This window comes from Streptomyces sp. CB01580 (assembly GCF_001905795.1).
Classification (GTDB): Bacteria; Actinomycetota; Actinomycetes; order Streptomycetales; family Streptomycetaceae; genus Streptomyces.
Map to the genome: position 1 here is coordinate 109392 of NZ_LIXJ01000011.1, position 26402 is coordinate 135793.

A 26402-nucleotide genomic window follows, 5' to 3' on the forward strand; every position below is an offset into this window, starting at 1 on the left:
CCATGTCCGTCTCCCCGCGAACAGCGGCGGCGGACCCGCCCAAAGACGGGTCCGCCCCCGCGGGGCTGCCGACGCGACGTCCGTTCTGGACCCGGCGCCGACGCGACCAGCTCGCCGGTCTCGCGTTCATCTCCCCCCAGCTCCTTGGCAGCGTCGTGTTCGTGCTGCTGCCCATCGCCCTGGTCGTCCGGTTCAGTCTGCACGAGTGGAACGTGCTGGCCGGCGAGTTCCACTACACCGGCGGCGACAACTACACCAAGCTGCTGGACGACGCCAACCTGCCCCAGGTGCTGAAGTCCACGGCCCTGTTCTCGGTCGGCTTGGTGGTGCTCAACCTCTGCCTGGCCCTCCTGCTCGCCGTCCTGCTCAACCAGAAGCTGCGCGGGATGACGCTGTTCCGCACGCTGTTCTTCTCCCCCGTCGTGGTGTCGCTGGTCGCCTGGACCATCGTGTGGGGCTTCCTGCTCCAGGCCGACGGCGGCATCAACGGCCTGCTGCGCACCATCGGCATCGACGGACCCAACTGGCTGCGCGGCGAGGGCTCCGCCATGTTCTCGGTCATCGTCGTGCAGGTGTTCAAGAACGTCGGTCTGAACATGGTGCTGTTCCTGGCCGCGCTCCAGGGCGTGCCCAGGGAGCTGTACGAGGCGGCGCGGGTCGACGGTGCGGGCGCGTGGACCCGGTTCCGGTCCATCACCCTGCCGCTGATCAGCCCGACCATCCTGCTGACATCGGTGATCACCATTGTGGGTTCGCTCCAGGTGTTCGCGCAGATCGCGGTGCTCACCCAGGGCGGCCCGAAGCTGTCCACCACCGTGCTCGTCTACTACCTCTATCAGCAGGCTTTCCAGTTCCATCACTTCGGCTACGGCGCGACCCTTTCCATCCTGCTGCTGCTGATCGTGCTGGCGCTCACCGTGTTCCAGTGGCAGTTGCGCAAGAAGTGGGTCTTCTATGAATCGTAAAGTCCCGCTGCGCGCCCGAGTCGCCCTGTACGGCCTGCTCTGCGTGCTCGCGATCCCCTTCGTCTTCCCGACCTGGTGGATGGTGACGTCGTCGTTCAAACCCGTCAGCGACATCTTCGCCTACCCGCCACAGCTCCTGCCGACCAGCCCGACGGTTTCGGCCTACCGGGAGGTCTTCGACGGGCGCCCGTTCGTCCAGCAGTACGTCAACAGCATCTACATCGCCGCGCTGGTGACGGTGGGCACGATGATCGTGTCCTCGCTCGCCGGGTACGCCTTCGCCCGTATCAAGTTCCGCGGCCAGAACGTGCTGTTCCTGGTGGTGCTGGTGGGCCTGCTCATCCCGAGCGAGGTCACCATCGTCCCGCTCTTCCAGATGTTCAACGACCTCGGCCTGATCAACACCCACTGGCCGCTGATCCTGGTGCCGATCTTCGGCGCGCCGAGCGTCCTGGCCACGTTCATCATGCGGCAGTTCTTCATCAGCCTGCCCAACGAACTGGAGGAGGCCGCCCGGATCGACGGCATCGGCTACTTCGGCACGTTCTGGCGGATCGCCCTGCCGCTGGCCAGGCCGGCGCTCGGCGCCGTAGGGATCTTCACCTTCCTGCAGAGTTGGAACCTCTACCTGGAACCGGTGGTGTACCTCTCCTCGCCGGAGAAGTTCACCCTGCCGCAGGCACTCACCCAGTACATGGACGCCTACGGCGGGCCCATGTGGAACGTCCAGCTCGCCGCGGCGTCGCTGACCGCGATCCCGGTGCTGGTTGTGTTCGTCGTCGCCCAGAAGCAGTTCATCGAGGGCCTCGCCCATACGGGGCTGAAATGAACGCCACACTCGGCATCGACATCGGCGGCACCAAGACGCTGGCCGCCCTCGTCGGACCCGACGGCGCCGTGCTCGACCAGGCGCGAGCCGACACCCCGGCCGCGCGGGGCCCGGACGCGGTGCTGCGGACCGCCGCCGACCTGGCCCGGCGCCTCGGCGGCACCGGTCCGGTCGGCGTCGGCGCCGCGGGCGTCATCGACCCGGCCACCGGCGTCGTCCGGTACGCCACCGACTCCCTGCCCGGCTGGGCCGGTACACCGGTGGCGGAGGCGCTGGCTCGGCGCATCGGCCGGCCCGTCGTGGTGGACAACGACGTCAACGCCGCCGCCCTCGGCGAGAGCTGGGCCGGGGCCGCCCGCGGTCACGCGCATGTGCTGCTGGTCGCGGTCGGCACCGGCCTCGGCGGCGGCCTGGTCCGCGGCGGCGCCGTCGACCACGGGGCGCGCGGCGGCGCCGGAGAGATGGCTCATCTTCCGGCGCCGGACGCCGACAAGCTGACCTGCGGCTGCGGGCGCACCGGCCACCTGGAGGGAGTGGCCTCCGGCACCGGGCTCGCCCGCGCCTACCGGCTGCGCACCGGGGCGGACGTCACCGGCCGTGAGGTCGCCGCCCGCTGCGTCGCCGGCGACGCAGCCGCCGCGGAGGTCCTCGCCACCGCCGGCCACGCCCTCGGCCGGACCCTCGCCGGCCTGGTGGCGCTGCTCGACCCGCAGACGGTGGTGCTGGCCGGAGGCGCCGGTAGTGCCCTGCTGCCGCACACCCGCAGCGCCTACGCCGCCGAACGGCTGCCGGTCCACGCCGACGTGACGCTGGTCCCGGCCGCGCTCGGTGCCGCAGCCGTCGCCGTCGGCGCGGCCAGGGCGGCGATGACCCGGCGAGCCACGCGCCTGCCGGCCGATCCCGGGCCGGTCGATCCCAGCAGCCGACCCCGGTCGGTCACCTTCCCGCACACCACCGAGACGGAGCCCCAGTGAACGTTCTCGACACCCTCCGCGGCGGCCTGGTGGTCTCCTGCCAGCCGCTGCCGGACGAACCCGCCGACCCGATGCGCGACGCATCCGTGCAGGCAAGGGTCGCCGCCGCCGCGGTCCTCGGCGGCGCGGCCGGCATCCGCGCCAACGCCCCCGACCACATCGCCGCCGTGCGGGCGGCGGTGGACGTACCGGTCATCGGTCTGTGGAAGGACGGCCCCGGGCCGGTGACGATCACGCCGACCAGCACGCACGCCCGAGCCGTTGCGCAGGCCGGGGCGCACCTGGTCGCCATCGACGCCACCGACCGGCCGCGGCCCGCGCCGTTCCCGGCCGTCGTCGCCGCCGTGCACGCCGTCGGCGCCCTCGTCCTGGCGGACGTGTCCACCGAGGCGGAGGGACACGCCGCAGTCGACGCAGGCGCCGACGCCGTCGCCACCACGCTCTCCGGCTACACCCCGCACTCCCCGAAGACCCAGGGGCCCGACCTCGGCCTGCTGGAACGCCTGGCCACGCGGCTGGCCGTGCCGGTGCTCGCCGAGGGCCGCTACCGCACCCCGGACGACCTGCGACGCGCCTACGCCGCGGGGGCACACGCCGTGGTGGTGGGCAACGCCATCACCTCACCTCTGTACCTGACCAGGGAGTTGGCCCGGACAGCTCCTGCTCACGCCGACGCGAACGGAGAGCACCCCTGATGAGAAGACGCACAGTCCTTACCGCCGGAGCCGCCGTCCTGGCCGCCCCGCTGCTGGGCCTCACCCCGCAGGCCGCCACCGCGACCCCACGTCCGAGCCGCCGGATCGCCCTCGTCCCTCTCGACGACCGGCCCGTCAACGTCTACTGCCCGACCATGACCGCCGCCGTCGCCGGCGTCGACCTCACACTGCCGCCGCGCAAGGCCCTCGGCCGGTTCTTCCAGCCCGGGGACGGCGCGGCCGTCGCCCGCTGGCTGGGCTCGGTCGGCGCCGACGAGTACGTGATCTCGGTGAGCATGCTCGCCTACGGCGGCCTGATCGCCTCCCGCACCGGCACGCCCACCCTCGAGTCGGCGCGGGCCAACATCGCGGCGATCCAGACGCTGCGGGCCGCCCGGCCGGGCGCGCAGATCGTGGTCCACGACACCATCCAGCGCCTCGCGTTGACCCCCGGCAATCCCGACCTCGAACAGTACGTGGCTCCGCTGGTCGAGTGGGCCAAGCTGTACGACCAGGTGGAGAACCTCGGCCGGGAAGAGCTGCGGCCCCGGCTCGAGGCGGTCCGGGCCACCATCCCGGACGCGGTGGTCGACGACTACCTGACGGCGCGGGCCCGCAACCATGAGGTCAACCGGCAGATGGTCGAGTGGGTCGCCGACGGCACCATCAGCCATCTGGTGCTCTCCGAGGACGACACCGCCCCGGTGGGCCTGGCCCGGGCCGAACGCGTCGAGCTCGAAAAGCTGGTTGAACAACTCGGGGTCGGCCGACGGGTCGAGGTCTTCCCCGGCGCGGACGAGGTGGACGCGCTGCTGGTCGCCCGGCTGATCGCCGCGGGGACCGCGCCCACCTTCCGGGTGGAGTACGCCGGTATCTCCGGCGAGCAGTGGACGGCGGACCTTGAGGGCATCCCGTTCGCGGAGAACATCCGCCGGCACGTGAAATCCGTCGGCGGCACCGTCGTCGACGGCCGCGCCGACCTGGTGCTCATGGTCAACACCCCTTCGGCGAGCGAGAATCAGCGGGCGGACGACCTCGCCGTGTTCGCCCGCCGGGCCGCCGGGCTGACGGCGGCCGGGGAGTCGGTCGTCGTGGTGGACCCGGTCTTCGTCAACCGCGCCGACCACGACCTGGTGGCCGAGTTGGAACAGCGAGTAGACCTGGCCGCGCTGCTGTCGTACTCCGGCTGGAACACCGGCGGCAACGCCCTCGGTCTGGCCCTGGCCCATGCCACCGCCCGCTGGGCGTTCCTGCACCGCTCGACCAGCGGACTGGGGGTACCGGCGCTGACCGGGCCGGGCCGGGCGCACGCGGAGTACCTGCTCTACCGGTTCGTGAAGGACGACCACTGGAAGAACGTCATCCAGAGGGCCGCCTACGCGGAGGCCACGTCCAGGGGGTGGACCCCCATGAACCTGACGGCCGAGCAGAAGACGTTCTTCGACGGCTGGGTCCAAGACCGCCTCGCCCCGGTGACCCGCCAGTACTTCACCGACCACTTCGCCGGCCACCACCTCCTCCTCGGCCGCCGAGGCGCGACCACCCGCACCGCCAAGCTCGCCGACGTCACCGACATCCACATCGAACTGCCCTGGGACCGCCTCTTCGAGGTGACCCTCGAACCCCACCTCACCCTGGCCTGAGAGGAGAACGAACGATGCAGCACAGCCCCCGTCGCCGCAGCATCCTCCTCGCCGGCGCCGTCGGCCTCGCCGGTGCCGCCCACCTCACCTCCACCGCCGCCGCGGCCCCCGCCCGCACCACCCCCGTCACACCGCCCGCGCCCGCGCTCATCCCCAAACCCCGCTCGCTGCAGATGACCGGCGGCCGGCCGTTCGAGATCACCGCCAACACCGCCGTCGCGGTGCGCCACCGGGCCCACGAGGCCCGCCGCACGGCCGAGTACCTGGCCACCTGGCTGCGCCGGGCCACGGGATATGCCGTCCCGGTGGTCACCTCCGGCACCGCCCCGCAGGCCATCACCCTGGCCGCCGACGACGAGACCCCCTCTGCCGAGGGTTACCGCCTCGACGTCACCCACGGCGGCGTCCACCTGCGCGCCGCCGAGCCGGCCGGCCTCTTCCACGCGACGCAGACACTGCGACAGTTGCTTCCCGCCGCGGCGGAGTCCGCCACCCCGCACGCCGGTCCGTGGACCATCTCCCCCCTGCACATCGACGACGCCCCGAGGTTCCCCTGGCGCGGGTCCATGCTCGACGTGGCCCGGCACTTCTTCACCGCCGACGAGGTGAAGCGCTATATCGACATCCTCGCTCTGTACAAGATCAACCGCCTCCACCTGCACCTCAGCGACAGCCAGGGCTGGCGCCTGGAGATCAAGAGCTGGCCCCGCCTGGCCACCTACGGCGGCTCCACCGAGGTCGGCGGCGGCCCCGGCGGCTACTTCACCCAACGGGAGTACGCCGACATCGTCCGCCACGCCGCGGAACGCCACATCATGGTGATCCCCGAGATCGACATGCCCGCCCACGTCAACGCGGCCCAGGCCAGCTACGCCGAACTCACCTGCGACGGCGTAGCACCGCCGCTCTACACAGGCGAGACAGGCATCCCCAACTCGCTGTGCATCGACAAGGACCTCACCTACCGGTTCATCGGCGACGTCCTCGGCGAACTCGCCGACCTCACCCCCGGCCCCTACCTGCACATCGGCGGCGACGAGGCGCTGGTGACCGAACCCGAGGACTACCGCTCCTTCATCAGCCGCGCCCAGCAGACCGTGCACGGCCTCGGCAAGCAGATGGTCGGCTGGGAGGAGGTCGGCCTCGCCGACATCGCCCCCAGCACCGTCGTCCAGTTCTGGGCCAACGCCGCAAAGGCACAGGGCGCGCTGGCACAGGGCGCCAAGCTCGTGCTCTCGCCCAGCAAGAAGGCGTACTTCGACATGAAGTACGACGCCGACACGCCGTACGGGCACGACTGGGCCGGCTACACCGACGTCCAGGACGGCTACACCTGGGACCCGGCCACCTACATCCCCGGCGTCGCCGAGAGCCAGGTGCACGGCGCCGAGTCCGCGCTGTGGACGGAGCGGGTGGCGACGTTCGAGGAGGTGCAGTACATGACGCTGCCGCGGCTCCCTGGCATCGCGGAGATCGGATGGTCGCCGGCCGACGGGCGGGACTGGGAGGAATACCGGGTACGGCTTGCCACGCACGCGCCGCGGTGGTCCGGGCTCGGGTGGCGATACCACCGATCGGTGGAGGTGCCGTGGGGGTGACCCGGTGACCCGGGGATCGCTGCTGGACGTCGCCGCGGCCACCGATCCGAGCTCCAGCCCGCGGCGCAAGCAGTACGGCCACCGGACCGGGGAGGAGGCGACCCCCTACGCGGAGGACGACTGACCGCCCCGGGCCTCCCGGCTCGGCGCATCCGGCCCTGTGGACCGGTTCTTTGTCGGCGAGCATGGGGCGCCGGGAGGAGGGGCGTCACACGGGGGACGGCGTGGGGTGCCGGGCAGCGGCCCTGCGCCGGTCTCCGACGTTTCGGTCAGCGCAGGCCGTCCCACAGGAGTCGTTCGGGCCGGGCGGGGTCTTGATGGACGGCGGGTGCGGTGGCGTCCAGGAACATGACGGACCGGCCGGGCAGGTAGGCGGGCCAGGGCGGCAGGTGGCCGTCGGTGGGACGGCCGTGGTGGGCGAAGGAGGTCCAGGCGCCGCGTATCCGTTCGGACAGCAGCGGATGGGCCGACGTGTCCGTCAGCGGGTCGTGCGGGTTCCCGAAGACGGGGCCGAGTTCGGCCATGTGGCAGGCGCCGAGGGAACCGTCCAGGGCCGGGGAAGGTTGGGTGAATTCGTAGAAGTAGGTGTCCGCGCCGTGGGCGGCGCGGGCCTCTGCGATACGGATTGCCGGCAGACGGTAGCCGTGGTCGGTCATCACTGCCGAGAACAGGTCGGCGGCACTGGCCTGCGGTCGGGCCTCGGCGTAGACGGCCCGCGCGGCCACGGGCTCCAGCCCGAGAGCGTTGAGGAAGCCGTGCAGGAAGCCGTCGTCGATGCGGTCGGCCATGCCGAGCGGTACCAGGAACAGGCGGAACTCCTCAGCGGTGACGCCGGTGAGCAGATCCAGCTGGCGGCCCGCACCGGCGGCGATGGCGTCGACGGGGCGCTCGGGCAGCGTCGCGGTCCCGGCCACCGGCAGGACGGTCGTGCCGCCTCCTGCGGACTCGCCCCACTGGCCCGGATCGGTACTGCGGGCGATCTCCTGAGCGAGTCGGCTGTTGGCTGCGGCCAGGTCCTGCGGCGGGACGGCGGCGAGGGCTTCAACGGTGCACTCGGCGCCGACGAGTGCGGCCAGACGTTCGGTGATGCGGCGCGCGGTCTCGGGCGTGTGCGCGTGATGTCCGGCCCCGCTCTGAGTGATGGCCCGCCGGAACAGGCCCTCGGCCCGGGGCATCGCCATGAGCGCGGTGATGCTGATCGCTCCGGCGGACTGCCCGAAGACGGTCACGTTGCCGGGGTCGCCGCCGAACGCGGCGATGTTGTCGCGCACCCACTCCAGCGCGGCGATCTGGTCCATGAGACCGAGGTTGGCGGTGCCGTCGGGCAGCAGGAGGAAGCCCTCCGCGCCCAGCCGGTAGTTCAGGGTGACGCAGATGACGCCGTCACGGGCGAGGACGGAGCCGTCGTAGGTGGGCAGCGAGCCGGACCCGTTGCGGAAGGCGCCGCCATGGATCCACACCATGACGGGTAGCCCTTCGCCGGACTGGTGCGGCGAAGGCGTCCAGACATTGAGGTTGAGGCAGTCCTCGCCCTGGGGGCCGGCCTCCGTGAGAAGGCCGGCCATGGCAGGGGCGTAGCCCGGTTGCGGTGCGCTCGGGCCGTGGACGAGCGCGTCGCGCACCCCGCTCCACGGCTCGGAGGTACGGGGCGGACGCATCCGGTTCACGCCGAACGGCGGTGCCGCGTAAGGGATGCCCAGAAAGGACGCTATGCCGTCGTGGAGGTGACCGCGGACCTGACCGTAACGAGTGCTGACCATGACGTTTCTCATCGGGAAGTCCAGTTTCGGAAGCGCTTGGGATGTTCGGAGCGGTAGGAGCCTTCCTCCCGCCCAGCACGACCGCAACCGAATTCCCCCTGCTCGGTCCGCCGGGTCGAGACTCACCAGCCGATCGCGCCACCGTGTCGGGCGCAGCGGCCGGTCCGGAGTGAGTGCCGGCAGCTTGCCCACTGGGACACCGACCCCGCCGCGCCCCGCGGCATCTCCTGTCCGGACCCACTTCCGCCCAGACCCCGGACACGGCCCGCGCCCGCGCTTCGCAGCGACGGCCCGAGCACTCCCCACGACCAGCCCGGCCGAACCGGCCGGGGAGGCCGAACCGCCGGAGCGGGACCGGACGGCAAGGTCCCCGCCATGCAACGAGACGAAGTGCCATCCTCGGGGTTCGGTGATCTGCCAGGTTGTGAACGATGCGTCGGGCGAACAGTTCGGAGGCGTGCCGCCGTCGAACACCATCCGCAGGACACGGACTTGAACGCAACCGCGGACAGGGCTCTTGTCCCGGACAGTGGAAGAACCGCAGCCACGTCCTGGGCCTCCGGCGTCAACAGCACACCGCGATCAGCGCGCAGGGACGAGCAATTGTCGAGAATCGCGGTTCGGGCAGTGTGTGACGGCTGCGGCAACTCGGGGTGCTCGAAGAGGCCCCTTCTCAAGCCCCCATTATGCTCAGCGCATGAGAGGGCCCCATCCGGTGGAACCGTCGGAGACGTTCGTCACGGGGCGCGACGATCGCTGGTTCGGGCGGTTCCGGTTGCGTTTTGCGCAGGTGTCGCCGTGGCCCGACCAGCATCGGACGTTCGCCCGAGTGCGCCCCGGGTGGCGGTCCTTGGTCGAGGAGACGCTCTCGGTGGTGGCCACCGAGCTGCCTGGGCAGGTCTGGCCCATCCATCTGCTCAACCAGGGGGGCCACGGGAGAGGATGGGAGTTCGATCTGGGCCCGCCGGAGGCGGACTACCTCTGCTGGGAGCAGCTGTCGGACGTCTGCTACATCGATATGCGCAATTTCCACCGGCTCATCGACCTGCTGGCCCCAGCTATGGAGGACGCACATTTCTTCGTCTACTCGATGGGCGACGGCCTCGACCGGTGGGTCGACGAAGTGCGCATCCGTGACGGGCACAGCAGCCTTGCCAGGTGGACCGTCGAGGGCGAGGCCGGGACTGATTTCCCTGCGCTGTGCTCGCAGCTCGCCGGCGATCGCGCTGGGGACAAGGTCTTCGGTCGCTTCGTCGCCTTCCTGAGCGATCGGTGAGCCCGGCCGCGAATCCGATCACGCGGCAGTGCTCTCCAGGTGTTCGACGAGGACGCCGACGACCAGCTCCGGCTGGGGACGAGGCCCGACCCCGGAGAAAGCGACTCGGGTGAAACATTCCGCCGCCCCCACCGCATCTAAAGGGTGTAGGCGACGAGGCAAGGGGGAGGGTGGCGGATGAGACGGTCCCAGGAGAGCGCCTTCCGGGAGTTCGCGGCGGCCCGCATGGGGCATCTCTTCCGTTCGGCGTGCCTGTTGACCAGCGGCGACACCTATCTCGCCGAGGATCTGGTGCAGGAGACGCTGGGGCGGATGTATGTGGTGTGGGGTAGGTCGTCGAAGCTCGGCAATCCGGCGGCGTACGCGCAGACCGTTCTTGTGCGAGTCTTTCTGGCGCACCAGCGGCGGCGTTCGGCGGGAGAGTGGCCGAGCGACGAGATTCCCGAGGTCTCGGAGACGGCCGCGCAGGGTGATGCCTCGCTGCGGCTCATGCTCCTGGACGCGCTGCGGAAGCTGCCGGCGAAGGACCGGGCGGTGGTCGTGCTGCGGTATTGGGAGGACCGGTCCGTCACGGAGACTGCGGACGTCCTCAACGTCAGCTCCGCAGCCGTACGTACCCGCAGCACCCGTGCGCTCGCCCGGCTGAGGGAGCAACTGGGCGACACCATCGGAGAGTTCGCCGCGCACTGATCAGCCCGACTGACGATGACGAGAAATGGTGGTGGTTTGGCATGTCTGGAACGCAGAAGGACCTGGACGCCTTCGAAGGCGGGCTCGGTGACGCGCTACGCCGCACCGGGGAGGTCTTCACCGTGGAGGGGCGCCCGCTGGTGGACGGCGGCGTCGTGCGCGGCAGGCGGAGGTTGCGGCGCAGGCGGGTCGCGGCCGTGACCGGCAGCGTCGCGGCGCTCGCCGTCGTGGGGTTCGGGACGTCGTACACCACAGGGGCGTTCGGCGGCGGCTCGGGGCGCGGCGGGGCGGGCGTGGCCGCGCAGCCGAAGGTTCAGGAGACCGGCCCTTCGACGAAGTCGTCGCCCGGCAAGGGGCCGCAGCTCTCGGCGCAGCAGGTGATCGAGAAGTTGGAGGGACTGCTGCCGGAGGGGAGGATCAGCGGGCGGGCAGGGCGCGGTACGGCCGACCGGTTCGGGCCATCGGCGCACCTCGTCTTCGACGATGGCGGGGGCAAAGCTGCGATCGGCGTGAGCGTCGGTGCCATCGACCCGGACGGCACGGAGGCGGAACAGCAGCTCGAATGCCCCGACAAGACCTTCGTGCTGTACGACTCCTGCCGGAATGAGACGCTTGCCGACGGTTCGCGCCTGATGGTGTTGCGCGGGTACGAATACCCTGACAAGCGCGTGGACACCAAGTGGTGGCACGCCTATCTCGTGACCCCCGACGGATACACGGTCGATGCCAGTGAGTGGAACGCGCCCGCAGAGAAGGGTGCCGCTGTTTCAAGGGCCGAGCCCCCGCTCACTGTTGGGCAGTTGAAGAGCCTCGTCACCTCCGACGAGTGGCGGCCCGTGATGAACGCTCTGGGGAAGGCGGCCCCGGAGCCGGTACGGCAGCCGTCGGCGCAGGGGCAGGACGGCCAGGCGATCCTGAGGAAGCTCAAGTCGCTGCTGCCCGTGTCCGCGAAGGTGGTCTCCGAGCGCGGTGACGATCGATATGCATACGTCGTCGTGAATGACGGCAAGGGCGCGAGCCTGGTGCAGATCAACGTGCAGCCGAACGCGTCAGACGTGGAGGGGGAGCTGTTCGAGGCCGGGGCGGAGGTGCTGCCGGACGGGACAAAGGTCGTCACGCGTCAGGGCCCGGGCGAGAAGGGCGGCGCGGGCGTGGTGATGTGGACCGTCGACACCATCCGTACGGACGGCCTCCGGGTCGTGGTGTCCGCGTTCAACTCTGGATCTCAGAACGCGAAGGCCACACGACAGACACCCGCGCTGACCATACAGCAGCTGAAGTCGATCGCCACGAGCGGGAAGTGGACGTAGTCGCCGGAAGACCGGGAGGAGGACCGTGGCGCGCCTGGTTCCCAGGGAGCTGAGCTTGTGGGGCGTGGTGACCGAACCCGGGCGCTCGCCTTCGAGGAACCGCCCGCACCCTGCCCGCGTACACATCGCCCAGCACGGCACCGCCGCTCCTGGCTGCTCGGCCTGCCCGGGTGCGAGCCCGTCGGCCGGCGCGATCGATGCCCACACGAGCAGGAAATGCCGCCGGGGCACGGAATCGCCGCACCGGCGCGATGCCTGAGGTCGCCCACCACTGCTGGAGGACATCCATCACCGTGCGGAGGGTGTCCTTGTCCGCGGCGGTGATGTCCAGGACCACGAGCCCCAGCTCGGCGATGTGCTGCTCGTCGATCTGCATGCCCTCACCGACGGCCCCGACCGTGGCCGCGGTTCATCGGCGGACAGGGAGCATCCGTACGAGGGAGCCCGGTAACCGACTCGCGCGAAGCTTCCCCCCGTCACCGACAGGCGCTTCCCCCGCCCCGGTGTCACGCCGCCAGAAAGCAGGGTGACGCCGCCAAGACCCTTGGACACAAGTGAAGGCCCGGACGACCGTCTCATCGGCCGACCGTGCGGCAAGCGGCTGCCATCCGCTCATTTTGGGGTGGCGGGCACCTGTCCTGAACCACGAAGATGGTCTGCATGGGGTGTGACATACACGGCTTCATCGAATGCCGCCGAGGCTATCGCGACTACGAGAACGACTCCTGCTGGCATGCCGCCATCAACCTGGATCACCTGTACGACGCACGGGACTACGACGCCTTCGGATGTCTCTTCGGGGTCCGCAACGATTTCGGGATCACCAACGATAGGGCGTTCGAGCCGCTCGCAGCCGCCCGCGGCCTTCCCCCCGATGTGTCGAAGCGCGTCCGTGATCTGTATGAGGACCACGAGGGGCACAGCCCCACCTCCATCAGCTGGGCAGAGGTCGAGAAGGCCGACTGGGACGTGCTGTCCTTGCAGCCGGACCCCTACGTGCACGAGTACCGCCGCAGTGCCGATGGCAGCTGGCAGCTGTACAGCCGGCACTTGGGGGCCCCGCAAGCGTTCCTCGATCTCTCCGGTTGCCCCCCGGACGTCGCCGACCGGGCCGGCCTCCACTTCCCCGAAGGCACCGAATGGCTCGACGGCGACCGGCTATTTCGTACAGGTCGCCTCAGACGCAAAGACGTCGTCCGCCCGGACGGGCAGTGGAAGCCCGTCTGGACAGTCATGCGCACTCTCGCGGGACTGCACGGGAGCGAGGCGATCAGACTCGTCGTCTGGTTCGACAGCTGAGCAGGGCCCCCGATCAACTTCCACCTGTGAGTGGAACGCCGCGCCCGTGCGTGCCGCCAAAGTGATCCGTCGACAGATCGAGGACCGGGGCGACGAATACCACTGCGTCGAAGGTTCCGGGAACCTCGACCTCCCCGGAACGTCGAACTGTTCGGGCCCCGGCGGCGTGCTGGTGGGCCCGGACGCCTGGGGCGCCAACCGCCAACCGCCAACCGCCGACTGCCAACTGCCAACTGCCAACCGCCGGCTATGTGCACCGGTTGATGGTGGACCACGGTACCGTTCCGCCGGGTACCGGGCGAAGGCTCCTGCGGGCCGCGGAACGCCGTGTGGCGGGGCCGGGCCGTATCCAGCCCCGCCTCGACTGCCTGGCGAGCAACCCACGGCTGACCTCGTACTGCCTCGACACCGGCTACCGGGTCTTCGGTCACAAGGCGGACAAGCCGCAGCAGGGCGGCACGACCATGAACTTCGCCTTTCTCGAAAAGTCCGTACGGTACGGCGCCCGAGACATCCGACAACCCGTAGGAAGAACGGCCCAGACGCGTCCAGCCTGCGAGTGAGGCAACCGTCCCGCGCGACCGTCCAGTTCGACGCTTTCCGCCGCCATGGCGAACAGCCCCTCGTAGAGTGGACGGTCATGGCCGAGTCTCACCCGCTGCTGGGCATGTTCCTCAATGCCGCCGACGGACGCTTCCCGCCCGCGGACGGAGGCACAACCGTTCTTCCCCCTCTGCCGGGCGGCTTGGAGTGCTCGGTCGCCTTCACCGGGCACGCCGTGATCGCCACCGCTCTGTCCTCTTCCGACGTCCGGGCTCATGGAGCCGACGGCTACGGGGCTTCCATGGCCCCCGACTTCCTGCGGTACCTCGCAGGTCGCGAGGGGTGGATCGACAGTGTCGACGTGATACTCGTCGCGCGTGGCGCGCCGGGGCCTGGCCGTCTGCCCGAACGTCTCGACCTTGCTGACCACCCCCGTGTTCGTCACGCTCGGGCGTTGCGTGCCGACGTCTGTGTCTACGGAGACGAACGCGGTCTCGTCACCCTCGCCGACGGGCTGGCCGGCCGACGTGAGACAAGCGTCGAACTCGACCACCCCGGGAGTGGTGGAGCCGGACTGGGGCGCTCCCTGCTGCGTGACGCGCTCGCCCGGGTCCCCGCCGGTGAGCCGGTCTTCGCCGCAGTCGCCCCGGGTAACGCGCGATCCCTTCGGGCCTTCCTCGCGGCTGGATACATTCCGCTGGGCAGCGAGGTCATCATCCGCCCCCAGGGCAGATGAGGACCGGCGAGACAGCGGCGCGCACGGACACCCCCGTTCGGCTGCTCCGCTACTACGAGGAACGGGGACTGATCGAACCGCAACGCTTGTCCAACGGGGGCGACCACGACGAGCATCTGGTCGACCGCGTGCAGCAGATACGCGGCTTGCCGGATGTCGGTATCCCGACCAGGCTGATCCGGAGCGTCCTGCCGTGCCTGAATGAGCCGCGGAGTATCCACATGCCCTCCATCACCCCGGACACGGTGGAAACGCTGGAAGGCGGGCGGGACAGGATGACCGACAAGATTCGTTGCCTCACCCGGAACGGAGACGCGATCACCTCGGGTTGCCGGCCTCGAAGACCCGTTCGGGACCCAGGCCGTACGCGTGTGCCCCGCGGCGAGCGAGACGTGCGGCAGCGGCGGTGCCCGGGTCTGAGGCTGCGCCGGTCATGAGCGCGGCAGGCCATGACTTGTCCCGCAGCACCACTGCGGCGACGATCCTGCCCCTCGGGCGATCCTCGACCATCGGAGTCTCTGTGGGTTCGACCCGCAGCACCACTGCGGCCAGGTCGCTCGGCTTGCCCGGGCCCGGCCGGGCCCAGGGCCCCCAGATCGTGGAGCCGCGCCCGTTTACCAGCGCATGCCGAGTGCATCGATTAGCCGCAGTAGACGCTACGGCCGGCCTTCCGCTCACCGAGCGAATACGGGCATGGCCGCGGGCCGCCGACGTGGATGCGCACCTGCACGACCGGCTGCTCGCTGCCCACCGGCCCGGTACCGTCGGCGCTGGTCGGCGGTGGGACCGGTCGGCCGAGACCATCGTGCGGCTGCTGGCCGCCGACGCCGGAAGACGCTCGGCCGGCCTGGTGTCGAGGGACCACCCTCCCGAGCGGGTCGCCGCCCTGGAAGAGCAGGCGCGCGGCGCTCGGTCCGGCTCGCGCGCCCGCCACCGTCCGATGATTCGACGGCGCGGACTGGCTGGGCAGACGGACGCTGGGCGCCCCATGAGGTGTCGTACGGCGGCATTAGGCTGTCGATCATGCTGGACGACCCTCCTCTCATACGTAGTCTGCGTACCGCAGTTGCCGCCGCTCCCGCCGACGTACCTCTGCGGCTCCACCTGGCCCAGCTCCTGCTGGAGGCGGGCCGGTCCGACGAGGCCGTCGCGGAGGCGGCCGTGGCCCTTCAGCACGCGCCGGGCGACGCCCAGGCCAGGGACCTGATGGCCCGGGCGATGGGCACACCGCCCCCGTCTCCGGCACAACCCCCGCGCCCGCAGGCCGGGTTCGACTGGAAAGCTGCTCAGGAACAGGTCGGGGACGCCGTGCCGCCGCGGTTCGCCGAGACACCGGTCCGCGCGGACGGGCAGGACGACTCCGCGGGTGCCGACGTGTGGGACGTGGAGGGGCCCAGCACCGTACGGCTGGCCGACGTCGGCGGCATGCAGGATGTGAAGGACCGACTGGACGCCGCCTTCCTCACCCCGCTGCGCAACCCTGAACTGCGCAAGCTGTACGGCAAGAGTCTTCGCGGCGGGCTGCTGCTGTACGGCCCGCCCGGCTGCGGCAAGACGTTCATCGCGCGGGCGGTGGCCGGCGAACTCGGCGCAGCGTTTCTGTCCGTGTCCGTGAACGACGTGCTCGACATGTGGATCGGCAACTCCGAGCGCAACATGCACGAGATCTTCGAGACCGCTCGCCGCCAGGCGCCCTGCGTGGTCTTCCTGGACGAGCTGGACGCGCTTGGCGCCAAGCGAAGCCGCACCGCGCACAGCGGCATGCGCAACGTGGTCAACCAACTGCTCAGCGAGTTGGACGGCATCGACTCGGCGGCGAACCAGGGGGTTTTCGTGCTGGCCGCCACCAACGTGCCCTGGGACGTGGACAACGCCCTGCGCCGTCCCGGCCGCCTGGACAGGACGATCCTCGTCCTCCCGCCCGACGGACCCGCCCGGGAGGCGATCCTCCGCTACCACCTGCGGGACCGGCCCATCGAGAACGTCGACCTGAGCAAACTGGTCAAGATCACCGACGGTCTGTCCGGCGCGGACCTCGCCCATGTCTGCGAGGCGGCGGCCGAGCGGGCACTGCTGGACTCGGTGAGCACCGGAACCGTACGGATGATCGGCATGAAGGACCTGCTGGCCGCCGCCAACGATGTCGTGCCGTCCGCTGAACCTTGGTTCGCCTCCGCGCGCAACGTGGCGATGTTCGCCAACGAGGGCGGCATGTACGACGACCTCGTGAGGTACTTGAAGAAGAGGCGCAAGCTGTGACCACACCCCTGCCCCCTGCCGTGGAACGGGCCAACCTGCTCATCAATCTCGAGCGGTACGAGGAGGCCAGGGAGCTGCTGGCCCGACGGCTCGCGGAGGACCCCGAGGACATCCGGGCCTGGGTCGAACTCGCCCGGAGCCATCTCGGGGACGAGGAGAACGGCGCGAAGGCACTGGAAGCGACCGGACGGGCGCTGGCCCTGGACGCCGAGAACGTCGGGGCGCTCCTCATGCATGCGCGCGCCCTGCGCGCAGGGGGCCGCTTCCCGGAGACGGAGGGCGTGCTTCGCGAGGCGATCCGCCTGGCCCCCGACTACTGGTACAGCTACGCACTGCTCGCCAACTGGCTGTGGCGCATCAGGGGTATCAGCTCCGGACAGGCGAACGGCGGCCAGATCAGGCGCGAGGACTTCGAGGCCGCCCTGCGGGAGGCCGGCCTGATAGCCCAGCAGGCCATCCGGCTGGGTCCCGAGGAGGTGTACGCCTACGAGGTGGCGCGGCTGATCGCAGACATGGGAGCCGACCGGAGCGTCGCCGACCAGATGGACGAGGCCATCCTCCGACTCGACCCGCAGCACCAGGATGCCCTGGCCCGGCGGACGAAGAACGCGGCGACCGCCCCCGGCGTCAAGGCGACGGAGGCCGCCACCTTGTACGCCGACGCGCTGGCCTCCGCCCCCGGCTCCGCACCGATGCAGCGCGGCCTGGACGAGGCCTCCTACCGCCTGCTGCGCGGCGTCCGCTGGCTGGCCCTGCTCTGCCTGGCCCTCGCCGCTGTGGGCATCGACCTGTTTGCGACGGACGGAGGGACCCAGCGGGAGCTGCCGCTGGGTCTTGGCCAGCGGCTGTGGGACCTCGTCCCCATGGCGGCCGTCTGGGCCCTGGGCGCCCTGCTGCGGTACCGCCGTCTGCGTGCCGGTATCCGGGTCAACCTGCACTCGCTCATCCGGCGTTGGGCCTGGCCCCGTGTCGTCCTCGGCCAAGCAGCGTGGGCCATGCTCTGTGCGCTGCTGATCATCTTGATCCCCTGGACGCAGCGCATGGTCCCGCTTGTGTTCTTCTGGGCCGGCTTGGCGCCGGCGGTGGCGACGATGTGGTTCGACCGGCCGAAGGCCCGCTGAGTCATGACGAGGGGGAGTCCCGGCCTCAGCCCGTCTTCCAGAGTGTCGCCCTGAACTCCTCGACGAAGTCGCCGAAACCGCCGGTCGACTCCGGCTGATGAGGCTCTTCGGGATCACGGAGAAGACCGGCATGCGCTACGTCACCGCCGCCGACCCCGAACGCACCGCCAAGCTGCCCAGGTGACGCCTCGTCAGAGGCGGCCCGTCTCCAGCGCACCCGCGACGAGCCGCGCGGCCTTCGCTAGTGCTGCGACCGGAGAGGTCGAGCAGAGTTTGAACGTGTTGATATGCCGCGTACGCGTCGTCCTCTGCGTCCTCCCCGGAGCTCCCTTAACGCGTCCGCCATATCGCGGTAGGTTCTCCGAACCCAGGGCCGTCGGTGTGGAACTCCGCGAGCGCGGCCCCACCTCCGTCGCCTACGTCTCGGCCGGCGCTGCGGACGTCACCGCGGTCACCCTCAAGGCCGCGCCGGCGGATATTGAGCACCCCCTGTCCGGCACTGTGGTCGCGGACCGACTGCACCTCGTTGAGCAATGGCACGTCGGCACGCACGCCATGTGGAACCCGCGCGCCACACAGAAAATGAACGTGTTCAATAATGAGTGCGGGAGGGCCCGTGTCCCCGCCCCAGGGACGCGGGCCCTCCGCCCCCTCCCGGAACCACTGCGCGAAGGACGACCCTCATGAGCAAGCCCGGTTCATCGAACAAGCCCAGACCCTGGATCAAGGCCGCGCTCTGGAACAAGCCCGGAACCTGGAGCAAGGTCCGCCTCATCGCCGTCGGCTACGTCGGCCTGGTCACGGCCGCTGCCCTGGTCCATGAGATCGCCGGGCGGCCCGAGGCCGCCGATTCACTGATGACCACCATCTCCTTCCCGAGTGATGTCCTGGTGCTGGTCTTCGTGCTCTACCCGCTGGCCCTGCTGGTCGGTGACGACTCGATCGAAGGGGAGACCGGGTCCAGCCTCTTCACCCCCCTGTTCCACGGATCCGGGGCGCTGGTCAACGTCCTGATCGGGTGGGGCGTCATCGCCTTCGTCCGCCATTTCTGGAACGAGGCATGCCGCAGCGACGGCCGTTGAGCATGCCCGCCCCTCTCATCGAGCGGGGCGCCGATGCGGGAGTCCTGACGGCACGACAGGCGAAGTACCTCAACCATGGTCGGCAGATCCGTGATGGCATGGCGCACGGTCAGGTCACGTACGCGGTGATGCCGCCGACCATGGCAGTGCCGATAGTGACCACCTCGTTCGTGATCGCCACCGAGCTCTGCGCCACGCCCGCCTGGTGATCACGGCCGTGCTCGACGGAAAGGCACCTGCCGCCCTTCCGCTCCGGCCTCGTCCTGAGACGCGTCGGCCCTGAACGGACGGCGGCAGCCGTTCACAGTCGGCCTACGCCCCGGACGGCGCGGGTTCCGCCGTGCTCGCCACTTCGGACGTGGGCCGCTTTGCTCGCATGGCGAACAGGAGCAGGCTCGCCGCGGCGAAGACCGCACCGGTGGCGACGTACAAGGACCGCGGTGCCCACCCGGCGTCCAGCAACCACCCTGCGACGGAAGGCGCGAGGATGGCTCCGACCCGCCCGACGCTGATGGCCGCTCCGACACCGGTCGCACGCAGTTTCGTCGAGTACACGCCCGGCGTGAGGGCGTAGAGTCCCGCGATGCATCCGTTGACGGCGACGCCGATGACGGCGCCCAGGCAGAAGGCGAGGGTCAGCAGGCTGGTGGAGGCAGCGAAGGCGACGATCAGGACTGCGGCCGCGAAGAGATAACTCCGCAGCACGCTGATCAGCGCGTACCGTGCGGCCAGCACACCCAGGAGAGCCGTTCCGAAGATTCCTCCCAGGTTGAGAAGCGTGCCGCCGGTCAGCCCTTGGGTCGAGGACATGCCGGCTTCCACCAGAAGCGTTGGGGTCCAGCTGGTGACGAAGTAGAAGGCGGCCATCACCAGGAAGAACGCACCCCACATCACCAGGGTCGGTCCTCGCAGTCCGCGGACGAGCAGGGCACGGAAACCGGTCTGCGAGGTGTCGCCCGCAGTGGTGGCCGGAAGAGCGTCGAGCTCGGCGTGCCCCATACGCCGCGCAAGGGAGTTGACCCTCTGCAGTGCGTTCGCAGGCCTTCTGGTGACGAGGAAGTCGATGGATTCGGGCAGGCACCAGTAGACGAGCGGGAGGATGGCGAGCGTGGCGAGCCCGCCGGTGAGGAAGACCGACCGCCAGCCGTAGTGGTCGATGAGGAACACGGACGAGAGGCCGCCCACCGTGGCGCCGACGGCGTATCCCGTCGAGTTGAGGCTGACCGCGAGCCCGCGCCAGCGCTGTGAGGCGAACTCACCGGCGATCACGTTGCTGCATGCCAGGACCGCGCCGATACCCACGCCCGTCACGAGCCGGAGCGCCGCCAACTGCTGCCAGTTCTGGCTGGTCGACGAGAGCAGCATGCCGAGGGCGGCCACGGCCAGTCCGGCCAGGATGATGGGTCGTCGGCCGACCCGGTCCGCCCTGGGGGCGACGAGAAGCGCGCCCAGGGCCATTCCGGCCAGGCCGCTGCTGAGGAGGACCCCGAGGTGGCCGGGTGTGAGGTGCCACTCGCCGGAAACGGTCTTGCCGGTGAAGGACATGACCAGTACGTCGAATCCGTCGAGCGTGTTGAGGAGCACACAGACCGCGATCGCGCTCCACTGGAAACGGCTCATGGGCCCCTTGTCCAGGGCCTCCCGCAAGGTGGCGCTCATCGGGCGGCCGACCGAGAGGCGGGGCAAACGTAGAAGATGGGCATGGCAGCACTCCGTTGTCGACTGCGGTGTAGCCGACGAGGCCTGAAGAGCGACACGCGAGGCAGTCTGTTTTCAGCCGTCGGTGCAGACATGTTCCGAGTCGTTGGGAGAGGTGGCCAGGCCCGTTTCCGCATGCCGGGAAACGAATGGTTTCCGGCACGTGCCGGTCAGGGGACGGATGTGTGGAGTGCTCGCGAGATGGCGCGACAACTGGTACGGACGAGGTCTGCCAGTGCCCCCGTGGGCATGGACCCGTGTCGTACGACGACGGACACCGCGGCTTCGATCTCCCCGGTGACGCCCACGACCGGCGCCGCGACCGAGAGCGTGTCGAGTGACAGTTGGCGGTCGCTCACGGCGTAACCACAAGCGTGTACTTGCGCGAGGGCCCGTCTGATCTGTGTCGTGTCCGTCAGGGTGAAGGGCGTGTGACGGGAGAGGGGGCGGGCCAGTGCTTCATTCTGAACCGAGGTGGGGGCATGGGCGAGCAGGACCAGTCCCGCCCCGGTGGCCGTGATGGCCAGACGCCCACCGACGCGCGTCAGCGTGGGAACCGCTCTGCTGCCGCCGATGCGCTCGACGAAAACGACGTCCTTGCCTTCCCGTACGGCCAGTTGTACGTTCTCGCGGGTCATCTGGCAGAGATCCTCCAGGTAGGGCAGAGCGCGCTCGCGCAGCCCCTGGCCGCGCGGCGCCAGGGAGGCGACCTCCCACAGACGGAGCCCGACACGATAGTGCCCCTGCTCGTCGCGCTCCAGCGCGCCCCAGGCGAGAAGGTCTCCCAGCATGCGGTGCACGGTGGAGACCGGCATGTCCACTTTGCGGGCCAGTTCGCTCAGGGTCAGACGCGGGCGCTGTGCGGAGAACGCGCCGAGGATCTGCAGGGCACGCCAGATGACGGGGCCCGTGCCGGTTGCCGGGCCCGGACGGGGACGCTTGTGGCGGTGCCGCGGTGGTGTGACGGTGGTGTGTTCGTGGGGCACGGCGGGACTCCTCATCCGGTCAATGGCTCTGGCCCCCCGGTGTGCGCTAACGCTCGCCGGTGTTCAGTTCATCACCCATGAGTGCGATGCGACGGAGAATGTCAACGGCCAGAGACCGCTGATCAGCGGGGAGGGACTGCAGGAGCTGTTCGTTGATCTCTTCGGCGGGGGGGATCAGGGAGCTCAGCAGTTCGGCTCCCTCGTCGGTCAGCCTCAGCAGGGTGCGTCGGCGGTCCTTCTCGTCCCGCACCTGGCTGACATACTGCTGATCGGTCAGACGGCGGACGATCAGGTTGACTGTGGACCGGTCCAGGGACGTGAGGTGTGCGAGCGTGCGCTGGTCGATGCCGGGTTCGCGGCCGAGGGCGTTGAGGACGGAGAACTGCTGGGAGGTGATCCCGCGAGAGACGTGTCGGCTCCACAACGCCGTGTGCACCTGCTCCGCACGCCGGATCAGATGTCCGATGTAGTTCTCCAGGTCGAGTGCGCGCGCCACGATGCTCCGTATGCCTTGCTGCTGGGTGGTGCCGCCTGATGGGGCGAGCGGCTTGCCCGTGAGTCTATGGTCAGGCGGCACCACTGCGGCACGCGCCGCCGGGTCAGCGGCTCCGACGGCCCGGTCGCTGCTCGTAGGAGGTGGCCCTGCTGCCGTCGACACCCACCTCCAGGCGACCCACGCGCTCGATCTCCACGACGACGCGGTCTCCGTGGCTGAGCGGTCCGACGCCGGCCGGAGTGCCCGTCGCGATCACGTCACCGGGATACAGCGTCATCACGGACGAGGTGTACGCGATCAGCTCCCGTACACCGAAGATCAGGTGCGCCGTGTTGGTTCGCTGACGGGTGGTACCCCCGACGTCGCAGCGCAGATCGAGGGAGTCGGGGTCGGGAATCTCGTCCGCGGTGACGATCCAAGGGCCGATAGGGGTGAACGTGTCGAACGACTTCCGGGTGGAGCGGTCCTCGCCGGAACGGACCGTGATGTCCAGCACGCACGTGTAGCCGAAGACGTGATCGAGTGCCTCGTCGACGCCGACGTGGGAGGCGGTGCGCCCGATGACGACACCCAGCTCGCCTTCCTGGTCGGTGCGCTTGTCGGAGTAGGGCAGGAGGATGTCCTGGCCAGGTCCGATGACGGAGGAGTTCGCCTTGAGGAACACGCCGAGGTCGGCGACCGAGGTGGTGTACGCCATCTCGGCCTTGTGATCGAGGTAGTTGACCGGCGCACCGACGATCTTGCCGGGGCGCGGCAACGGAGCTTCGAGGGTGGCTTCGCAGAGCGGTACGCGGGCACATGCGGTGAGGTCGACGCGCGGAGCCGTGCCGGCGCGGGCGGCGATCTCGATGTGCTGCTGGAGCGCACCGGCGGGGGAGTGGGGATCGTACGTGGCGAACTGGTCGGTCACGTCGACGAGTTCGTCCCCGTCGACGAGGCCGATCCGTCCCTTGTTGAACAGCGCCAGGCGCATGAGGACCTCCTTGTGAGGTGTTCGAGGTGGAGGGGTCAGGCGCCGGGGTCGGCGCTTTCGGTGCGGTAGAGGCCGAGCGACCGCATGACCGGTTCGTCGCTGTAGGAGAAGAGAACCGCGTCGCGGGAGGACGAGGTGTTGAGGTGGCGATAGGAGGCCCAGCCGGGGACGGCGAACGTGTCGTTCTCGGACCAGTCGAAGCGGACCCCGTCGACGATCGTGGAGCCTTCGCCGCGTACGACGCTGAAAATGGTCGATGTCGTCTGCTTGCGGCCGACTCCGTCGAAGCCCGGGCGCAGCCGCTGGATGCGGCAGCCGATGGTGGGCATCACCGGGCCGCCCGTCCAGGGATTGGTGTACTCCAGGACGACGCCGTCCACGTCGCTGCCCTCGGCCGTGTCGGCGATCGCGTCCAGAGCGCGGCCGGTTTCCTCCCAGGTGTAGCGGGTGACGGGGGAGTTGGGCCCGTCCTGGGAGAGCCAGGCAGGGGTGAGCCTGCCGTGCAGGAACTGGCGGCTGCCCGCGTCGTCGGGACGGGTCACCGGCTGCAGGCGCTGTGGGTACTGCTCGTAGAAGCCCGCCTCCAGCGCATTGACGAGCGGGTAGTCGAGAGCGTCCAGCCAGATCATCGGCGCGTCGCCCTCATGGGTGTGGTCGTGCCAGTGCCAGCCCGGCGTGAGCAGCAGGTCGCCCGGGGCCATGAAGACGCGTTCACCGTCGACCGTCGTCCAGGCACCGCTGCCCTCCAAGATGAAGCGGAAGGCGTTGGAGGTGTGCCGGTGTGCCTGCGCGGTCTCTCCGGGAAGGATGATCTGCAGACCCGCATACAGCGTGTTGACGGTGGCCGGCGGAGCGGTCAGACCAGGGTTGACGAGCATGAGAACTCGCCGTTCGGCCTCGTCGAGAGAGAGCGTCCTGGAGAAGTGGAGCAGGTGGGGCCGTAGCTCCTGCCAACTCCACCGGTAGGGCACGGCACGGCTGTGGGGCTCGGCGGGGAAGAGGTTCCCGTAGAACCGCCACAGCGGCGCGGCCCCCAGGCCCTTCAGTGCCTTGTAGGCGAGTTCGTCGTTCATGAAATCCTCACGGTGATCCTGATCGGGGCTCACGAGGCGGCGACGGCAGCCGGGGCCGGAGTCCACACCCAGGAGACGTCGTCGAAATCCTCGGGTGTGCGGGACGAGAGCAGGACGTTGCGCAGCGTCGCTCCCATACCGTCCAAGTGGCAGATCTCGCCGAAGCGGCGCGCGTTGGTCTGAATCCGTGCCGCACGTTCCCGGCGCTGTGCGGCGTACGCCGTGAACGCATCCGCCGCGTCGGGGAACCGGGTCAGCGACCGTCCCAGGGCGACGGCGTCCTCCAACGCCTGACAGGCCCCTTGAGCCAGGTACTGCAGCATGGGGTGGGCGGCGTCGCCGAGGAGCACGATGCGGCCGTGGACCCAGTTGTCGATCGGCAGCCGGTCGTACAACGGCCAGCGTCGTTCGCGGGAGACCAGAGGCAGCGAGTCGCGCACGGCCTGGCACGCCTTGCCGAAACGCGCCTCGAGCTCGGCCTCCGTTCCCCAGTCGTCGGAGTCCGGCGTGTAGTTGTCGCTCTCGAAGACGGCGACCTGGTTGTACAGCTCTCCACGGCGGACCGGGTACTGCACCAGGTGCATGCGCGGACCGGCCCACACCATCACTGCTTCCGAGGCGGCGTGCTGCGACATCCGGCCGGTCATCCTCCCGGTGGGCAACGCTCCCCGGTAGGCCACGTACCGGGAGCAGATCGGATCCCCGTCACCCACCAGCGCCTGGCGCAGGCTCGAACGGAGTCCGTCCGCGGCGACGACCGCGTCGGCGCTCAGCACCTCCGACGACTCGGCGAAGCGCAGTCGCACGCCCGAGGAATCCTGGTCGGCGCGGGTGACGGTGTGTCCCGTGCGAAGTGTGATCGCGGGGTGTTCTTGGCAGGCAGCCAGCAGGGCTGCGTGCAGGTCGGTGCGGTGCGTGACGAGGTAGGGATGCGTGAACCGCTCTTTGTACTCGACGCTGCGGAGATCGAGAGCGGTGATCTGGTCCCCTGACAACGCGTCCATCATCACCAGACGCGGCGGGGCGACCGCGGTGCGCTGAACAGTGGCGAGAACCCCCAGCTCTTCAAGAGCGAATGAGGCGTTCGGGGCGAGCTGGAGGCCCGCCCCGATCTCACCGAACCGGGCTGCCCGTTCCACGAGTGTGACGTTGCGGCCGGCGCGGGCGATGGCCAGAGCTGCGGCCAGGCCGCCGATACCGCCGCCCACGACGACGATATGGGCGGGAGAAGGGAATGTGGGCATACGGGCTCCTGAGGCTGACGTGGGGGAGGGGGACAAGACGTCGAGGCAGAGGGAATGCGAGGCACCGCGCAATTGATCCGTACATCAATCATTGGTGTACGGATGATATTAGGATCGTACTGCCCTGAGGTCAACGGGTTGGCGAGGCCTGGCACGAATCATGAGGGTGACCAGGCTTACCTGTCCGGATGCGCCGCCGGACGACGGGACGGGTCCGGTCGCCCCGCCTCGAAGGCCGGCGCGTCACCAGCCTGGCCCGCAGTGACGTGGACGGCGAGAGGCCGAGGTCACCCGCGGGGCCGGCAGCCCCGCCGCCGCGCTCGCGATGGTGCTCAAGCTCGTCGAGTCCGCTCAGGCCCGCTGGCGTGCGATCACCGGCGTCCACCTGGTGCCCCTTGTTCGCGCCGGAGCCAAATTCGAAAGCGGTGTGCTGGTCGAACGTGACACGGTGGCGGCATGAACCCGCCGTTCCTCTCTCGGACGCACCCTCGCCGCGGTCAGGTGATCGTCCTGACCGGCCCGCCCGGGGCTGGCAAGAGCACCGTGGCGCAACTGCTGGCCGATCACCTGACTCCCAGCGTCCACCTGCACAGCGACGACTTCTGGAGCTATATCAAGCAGGGTTGGATCGCGCCTTACCTGCCCGAAGCACATCAACAGAACCAGGTAGTCCTGCAGGCACTGGTATCGGCAGCGTTCGGCTACGCCGACGGCGGCTACCAGGTGATCTGCGACGGCATCGTCGGGCCCTGGTTCATCGACCTCTTCCGCGTGACCGCCCAGGAGCGGGCCCTGCCGCTGAGCTACGTCATCCTTCGGCCGGACCAGCACACCACACTGGAACGGGCAACGAGCCGGGCCGGCGATGTTTTGACCGACCCCGAGCCGATTCGCTCACTGCACGGCCAGTTCGGCAACCTGGGCGCCTACGAGGCCCACGTCCTGGATTCCACCAGCCTGACCGCTGAGGTAACCGCCGACAGCATCCTGCAAGGCGTCGCGACGGGCGCCTACCTCCTCGACCCGAGCGACAGCGTCACCGACGCGAAGGACTCGATCCACAACTCTTGACAATTGTTCGGGGCCTGCCTGTGCGCAGGAGACGAGGTGAGTCCTCGTTGCCGAGCGCTGTCGCCTCCATGTGGCCGCGGC

Annotated in this window: 26 protein-coding genes and 2 pseudogenes; 19 read left to right on the forward strand and 9 right to left on the reverse strand. The window is 69.7% G+C overall.

The genetic code is table 11. The features are described from left to right. Positions 1-2: 2 nt before the first annotated feature. Genes AMK22_RS17855 through AMK22_RS17880 form a run of 6 tightly spaced genes read left to right on the forward strand, consistent with a single transcriptional unit; the run spans position 3 to position 6704 of the window. Positions 3-965, forward strand: a complete 963-nt coding sequence (locus AMK22_RS17855; protein WP_079186230.1) for a carbohydrate ABC transporter permease — start codon at positions 3-5, stop codon at positions 963-965. Beyond that, positions 955-1794: a carbohydrate ABC transporter permease gene (locus AMK22_RS17860; RefSeq protein WP_073786170.1), complete on the forward strand. Its 840-nt coding sequence runs from the start codon at positions 955-957 to the stop codon at positions 1792-1794. The genes AMK22_RS17855 and AMK22_RS17860 overlap by 11 nt, the downstream gene beginning before the upstream one ends. Beyond that, positions 1791-2768 (forward strand): ROK family protein, encoded by a 978-nt coding sequence (locus AMK22_RS17865; RefSeq protein ID WP_073786171.1) that lies wholly within the window; start codon positions 1791-1793, stop codon positions 2766-2768. Before AMK22_RS17860 ends, AMK22_RS17865 begins: the two co-directional genes overlap by 4 nt. Beyond that, positions 2765-3463 (forward strand): N-acetylmannosamine-6-phosphate 2-epimerase, encoded by a 699-nt coding sequence (locus AMK22_RS17870; RefSeq protein WP_073786172.1) that lies wholly within the window; start codon positions 2765-2767, stop codon positions 3461-3463. The genes AMK22_RS17865 and AMK22_RS17870 overlap by 4 nt, the downstream gene beginning before the upstream one ends. Then, the gene (locus tag AMK22_RS17875) at positions 3463-5106 is read left to right on the forward strand and encodes a DUF4127 family protein (RefSeq protein ID WP_073786173.1); all 1644 of its coding nucleotides are present in this window, start codon (positions 3463-3465) and stop codon (positions 5104-5106) included. The genes AMK22_RS17870 and AMK22_RS17875 overlap by 1 nt, the downstream gene beginning before the upstream one ends. 14 nt (positions 5107-5120) lie before the next feature. Then, positions 5121-6704 (forward strand): beta-N-acetylhexosaminidase, encoded by a 1584-nt coding sequence (locus AMK22_RS17880; RefSeq protein WP_073786174.1) that lies wholly within the window; start codon positions 5121-5123, stop codon positions 6702-6704. A gap of 269 nt (positions 6705-6973) precedes the next feature. Here AMK22_RS17880 and AMK22_RS17885 read toward each other — a convergent pair whose 3' ends face one another. Both AMK22_RS17885 and AMK22_RS42345 read right to left on the reverse strand, forming a co-directional pair. Beyond that, the gene (locus tag AMK22_RS17885; RefSeq protein ID WP_107430580.1) at positions 6974-8464 is read right to left on the reverse strand and encodes a carboxylesterase/lipase family protein; all 1491 of its coding nucleotides are present in this window, start codon (positions 8462-8464) and stop codon (positions 6974-6976) included. Between the two features lie 366 nt (positions 8465-8830). Then, positions 8831-8941 (reverse strand): annotated as a pseudogene (locus AMK22_RS42345) (hypothetical protein); the annotation flags it as partial. 220 nt (positions 8942-9161) lie between these two features. Here AMK22_RS42345 and AMK22_RS17890 point away from each other — a divergent pair. The 3 genes from AMK22_RS17890 to AMK22_RS17900 all read left to right on the forward strand — a co-directional run bounded on the left by AMK22_RS17890 (position 9162) and on the right by AMK22_RS17900 (position 11740). Further along, positions 9162-9740, forward strand: a complete 579-nt coding sequence (locus AMK22_RS17890) for a hypothetical protein (protein ID WP_242434024.1) — start codon at positions 9162-9164, stop codon at positions 9738-9740. A gap of 177 nt (positions 9741-9917) precedes the next feature. Further along, the gene (locus AMK22_RS17895) at positions 9918-10430 is read left to right on the forward strand and encodes a SigE family RNA polymerase sigma factor (RefSeq protein ID WP_073786176.1); all 513 of its coding nucleotides are present in this window, start codon (positions 9918-9920) and stop codon (positions 10428-10430) included. 41 nt (positions 10431-10471) lie between these two features. Then, positions 10472-11740, forward strand: coding sequence for a hypothetical protein (locus AMK22_RS17900; protein WP_073786177.1), 1269 nt, complete (start codon positions 10472-10474; stop codon positions 11738-11740). Here the strand turns inward: AMK22_RS17900 and AMK22_RS40940 are convergent. Then, a complete protein-coding gene (locus AMK22_RS40940; protein WP_073786178.1) occupies positions 11643-12116 on the reverse strand; it encodes a DUF6207 family protein in 474 nt (157 codons plus the stop codon). The two genes, AMK22_RS17900 and AMK22_RS40940, sit on opposite strands and share 98 nt — an antisense overlap. Before the next feature lie 284 nt (positions 12117-12400). On the opposite strand from AMK22_RS40940, the gene AMK22_RS17910 reads away from it, so the two are divergent. The 8 genes from AMK22_RS17910 to AMK22_RS17945 all read left to right on the forward strand — a co-directional run bounded on the left by AMK22_RS17910 (position 12401) and on the right by AMK22_RS17945 (position 18989). Then, the gene (locus AMK22_RS17910) at positions 12401-13039 is read left to right on the forward strand and encodes a hypothetical protein (protein WP_073786424.1); all 639 of its coding nucleotides are present in this window, start codon (positions 12401-12403) and stop codon (positions 13037-13039) included. A gap of 329 nt (positions 13040-13368) precedes the next feature. Continuing rightward, entirely contained in the window at positions 13369-13602 is a 234-nt protein-coding gene (locus AMK22_RS17915) for a hypothetical protein (RefSeq protein ID WP_073786179.1), read from the forward strand. A 77-nt stretch (positions 13603-13679) separates the two neighbouring features. After that, complete coding sequence (locus tag AMK22_RS17920; protein WP_073786180.1) at positions 13680-14318, forward strand: hypothetical protein; 639 nt, start codon at positions 13680-13682, stop codon at positions 14316-14318. Continuing rightward, positions 14315-14755: a MerR family transcriptional regulator gene (locus AMK22_RS17925; protein ID WP_073786181.1), complete on the forward strand. Its 441-nt coding sequence runs from the start codon at positions 14315-14317 to the stop codon at positions 14753-14755. Before AMK22_RS17920 ends, AMK22_RS17925 begins: the two co-directional genes overlap by 4 nt. 586 nt (positions 14756-15341) lie before the next feature. Continuing rightward, positions 15342-16577, forward strand: coding sequence for an ATP-binding protein (locus AMK22_RS17930; protein ID WP_073786182.1), 1236 nt, complete (start codon positions 15342-15344; stop codon positions 16575-16577). Continuing rightward, complete coding sequence (locus tag AMK22_RS17935; protein WP_073786183.1) at positions 16574-17698, forward strand: tetratricopeptide repeat protein; 1125 nt, start codon at positions 16574-16576, stop codon at positions 17696-17698. Before AMK22_RS17930 ends, AMK22_RS17935 begins: the two co-directional genes overlap by 4 nt. Positions 17699-18381: 683 nt before the next feature. Continuing rightward, entirely contained in the window at positions 18382-18780 is a 399-nt protein-coding gene (locus AMK22_RS17940; RefSeq protein ID WP_242434025.1) for a hypothetical protein, read from the forward strand. A gap of 2 nt (positions 18781-18782) precedes the next feature. Then, a complete protein-coding gene (locus AMK22_RS17945) occupies positions 18783-18989 on the forward strand; it encodes a hypothetical protein (RefSeq protein WP_242434026.1) in 207 nt (68 codons plus the stop codon). Positions 18990-19092: 103 nt separating this feature from the next. On the opposite strand, the gene AMK22_RS17950 is transcribed toward AMK22_RS17945, so the two are convergent. The 6 genes from AMK22_RS17950 to AMK22_RS17975 form a co-directional block, all read right to left on the reverse strand. Next, positions 19093-20439, reverse strand: a complete 1347-nt coding sequence (locus tag AMK22_RS17950; protein ID WP_073786427.1) for an MFS transporter — start codon at positions 20437-20439, stop codon at positions 19093-19095. 209 nt (positions 20440-20648) lie between these two features. Further along, a complete protein-coding gene (locus tag AMK22_RS17955; RefSeq protein WP_199883249.1) occupies positions 20649-21464 on the reverse strand; it encodes an IclR family transcriptional regulator in 816 nt (271 codons plus the stop codon). Positions 21465-21510: 46 nt separating this feature from the next. Then, positions 21511-21960 carry a MarR family winged helix-turn-helix transcriptional regulator gene (locus AMK22_RS17960; RefSeq protein WP_073786184.1) on the reverse strand — a complete coding sequence of 150 codons (450 nt, stop codon included), beginning with the start codon at positions 21958-21960 and terminating at the stop codon, positions 21511-21513. 103 nt (positions 21961-22063) lie between these two features. Continuing rightward, positions 22064-22933, reverse strand: a complete 870-nt coding sequence (locus AMK22_RS17965; protein WP_073786185.1) for a fumarylacetoacetate hydrolase family protein — start codon at positions 22931-22933, stop codon at positions 22064-22066. A gap of 35 nt (positions 22934-22968) precedes the next feature. After that, on the reverse strand, positions 22969-24006 hold the full coding sequence (locus AMK22_RS17970) for a cupin domain-containing protein (RefSeq protein WP_073786431.1): 1038 nt from the start codon (positions 24004-24006) through the stop codon (positions 22969-22971). Between the two features lie 29 nt (positions 24007-24035). Further along, the gene (locus AMK22_RS17975; RefSeq protein WP_073786187.1) at positions 24036-25250 is read right to left on the reverse strand and encodes an FAD-dependent monooxygenase; all 1215 of its coding nucleotides are present in this window, start codon (positions 25248-25250) and stop codon (positions 24036-24038) included. A 283-nt stretch (positions 25251-25533) separates the two neighbouring features. Between AMK22_RS17975 and AMK22_RS40945 the strand changes: the two are divergent. Together AMK22_RS40945 and AMK22_RS17985 are read left to right on the forward strand one after the other, a co-directional pair. Continuing rightward, positions 25534-25710 (forward strand): annotated as a pseudogene (locus AMK22_RS40945) (IS256 family transposase); the annotation flags it as partial. Continuing rightward, positions 25707-26321 carry an AAA family ATPase gene (locus tag AMK22_RS17985; protein WP_073786191.1) on the forward strand — a complete coding sequence of 205 codons (615 nt, stop codon included), beginning with the start codon at positions 25707-25709 and terminating at the stop codon, positions 26319-26321. The pseudogene AMK22_RS40945 and the gene AMK22_RS17985, both read left to right, overlap by 4 nt. The last annotated feature ends 81 nt before the right edge of the window (positions 26322-26402 follow it).

Excerpts from the sequence above, each read along its gene's own strand:
- AMK22_RS17855 (WP_079186230.1), top strand. The coding sequence starts at position 3 with ATGTCCGTCTCCCCGCGAACAGCGGCGGCGGACCCGCCCAAAGACGGG.
- AMK22_RS17860 (WP_073786170.1), top strand. The coding sequence starts at position 955 with ATGAATCGTAAAGTCCCGCTGCGCGCCCGAGTCGCCCTGTACGGCCTG.
- AMK22_RS17865 (WP_073786171.1), top strand. The coding sequence starts at position 1,791 with ATGAACGCCACACTCGGCATCGACATCGGCGGCACCAAGACGCTGGCC.
- AMK22_RS17875 (WP_073786173.1), top strand. The coding sequence starts at position 3,463 with ATGAGAAGACGCACAGTCCTTACCGCCGGAGCCGCCGTCCTGGCCGCC.
- AMK22_RS17880 (WP_073786174.1), top strand. The coding sequence starts at position 5,121 with ATGCAGCACAGCCCCCGTCGCCGCAGCATCCTCCTCGCCGGCGCCGTC.
- AMK22_RS17885 (WP_107430580.1), bottom strand. The coding sequence starts at position 8,464 with ATGGTCAGCACTCGTTACGGTCAGGTCCGCGGTCACCTCCACGACGGC.
- AMK22_RS17890 (WP_242434024.1), top strand. The coding sequence starts at position 9,162 with ATGAGAGGGCCCCATCCGGTGGAACCGTCGGAGACGTTCGTCACGGGG.
- AMK22_RS17895 (WP_073786176.1), top strand. The coding sequence starts at position 9,918 with ATGAGACGGTCCCAGGAGAGCGCCTTCCGGGAGTTCGCGGCGGCCCGC.
- AMK22_RS17900 (WP_073786177.1), top strand. The coding sequence starts at position 10,472 with ATGTCTGGAACGCAGAAGGACCTGGACGCCTTCGAAGGCGGGCTCGGT.
- AMK22_RS40940 (WP_073786178.1), bottom strand. The coding sequence starts at position 12,116 with ATGCAGATCGACGAGCAGCACATCGCCGAGCTGGGGCTCGTGGTCCTG.
- AMK22_RS17910 (WP_073786424.1), top strand. The coding sequence starts at position 12,401 with ATGGGGTGTGACATACACGGCTTCATCGAATGCCGCCGAGGCTATCGC.
- AMK22_RS17920 (WP_073786180.1), top strand. The coding sequence starts at position 13,680 with ATGGCCGAGTCTCACCCGCTGCTGGGCATGTTCCTCAATGCCGCCGAC.
- AMK22_RS17925 (WP_073786181.1), top strand. The coding sequence starts at position 14,315 with ATGAGGACCGGCGAGACAGCGGCGCGCACGGACACCCCCGTTCGGCTG.
- AMK22_RS17930 (WP_073786182.1), top strand. The coding sequence starts at position 15,342 with ATGCTGGACGACCCTCCTCTCATACGTAGTCTGCGTACCGCAGTTGCC.
- AMK22_RS17940 (WP_242434025.1), top strand. The coding sequence starts at position 18,382 with ATGAGCAAGCCCGGTTCATCGAACAAGCCCAGACCCTGGATCAAGGCC.
- AMK22_RS17945 (WP_242434026.1), top strand. The coding sequence starts at position 18,783 with ATGCCCGCCCCTCTCATCGAGCGGGGCGCCGATGCGGGAGTCCTGACG.
- AMK22_RS17950 (WP_073786427.1), bottom strand. The coding sequence starts at position 20,439 with ATGAGCGCCACCTTGCGGGAGGCCCTGGACAAGGGGCCCATGAGCCGT.
- AMK22_RS17965 (WP_073786185.1), bottom strand. The coding sequence starts at position 22,933 with ATGCGCCTGGCGCTGTTCAACAAGGGACGGATCGGCCTCGTCGACGGG.
- AMK22_RS17970 (WP_073786431.1), bottom strand. The coding sequence starts at position 24,006 with ATGAACGACGAACTCGCCTACAAGGCACTGAAGGGCCTGGGGGCCGCG.
- AMK22_RS17975 (WP_073786187.1), bottom strand. The coding sequence starts at position 25,250 with ATGCCCACATTCCCTTCTCCCGCCCATATCGTCGTCGTGGGCGGCGGT.
- AMK22_RS17985 (WP_073786191.1), top strand. The coding sequence starts at position 25,707 with ATGAACCCGCCGTTCCTCTCTCGGACGCACCCTCGCCGCGGTCAGGTG.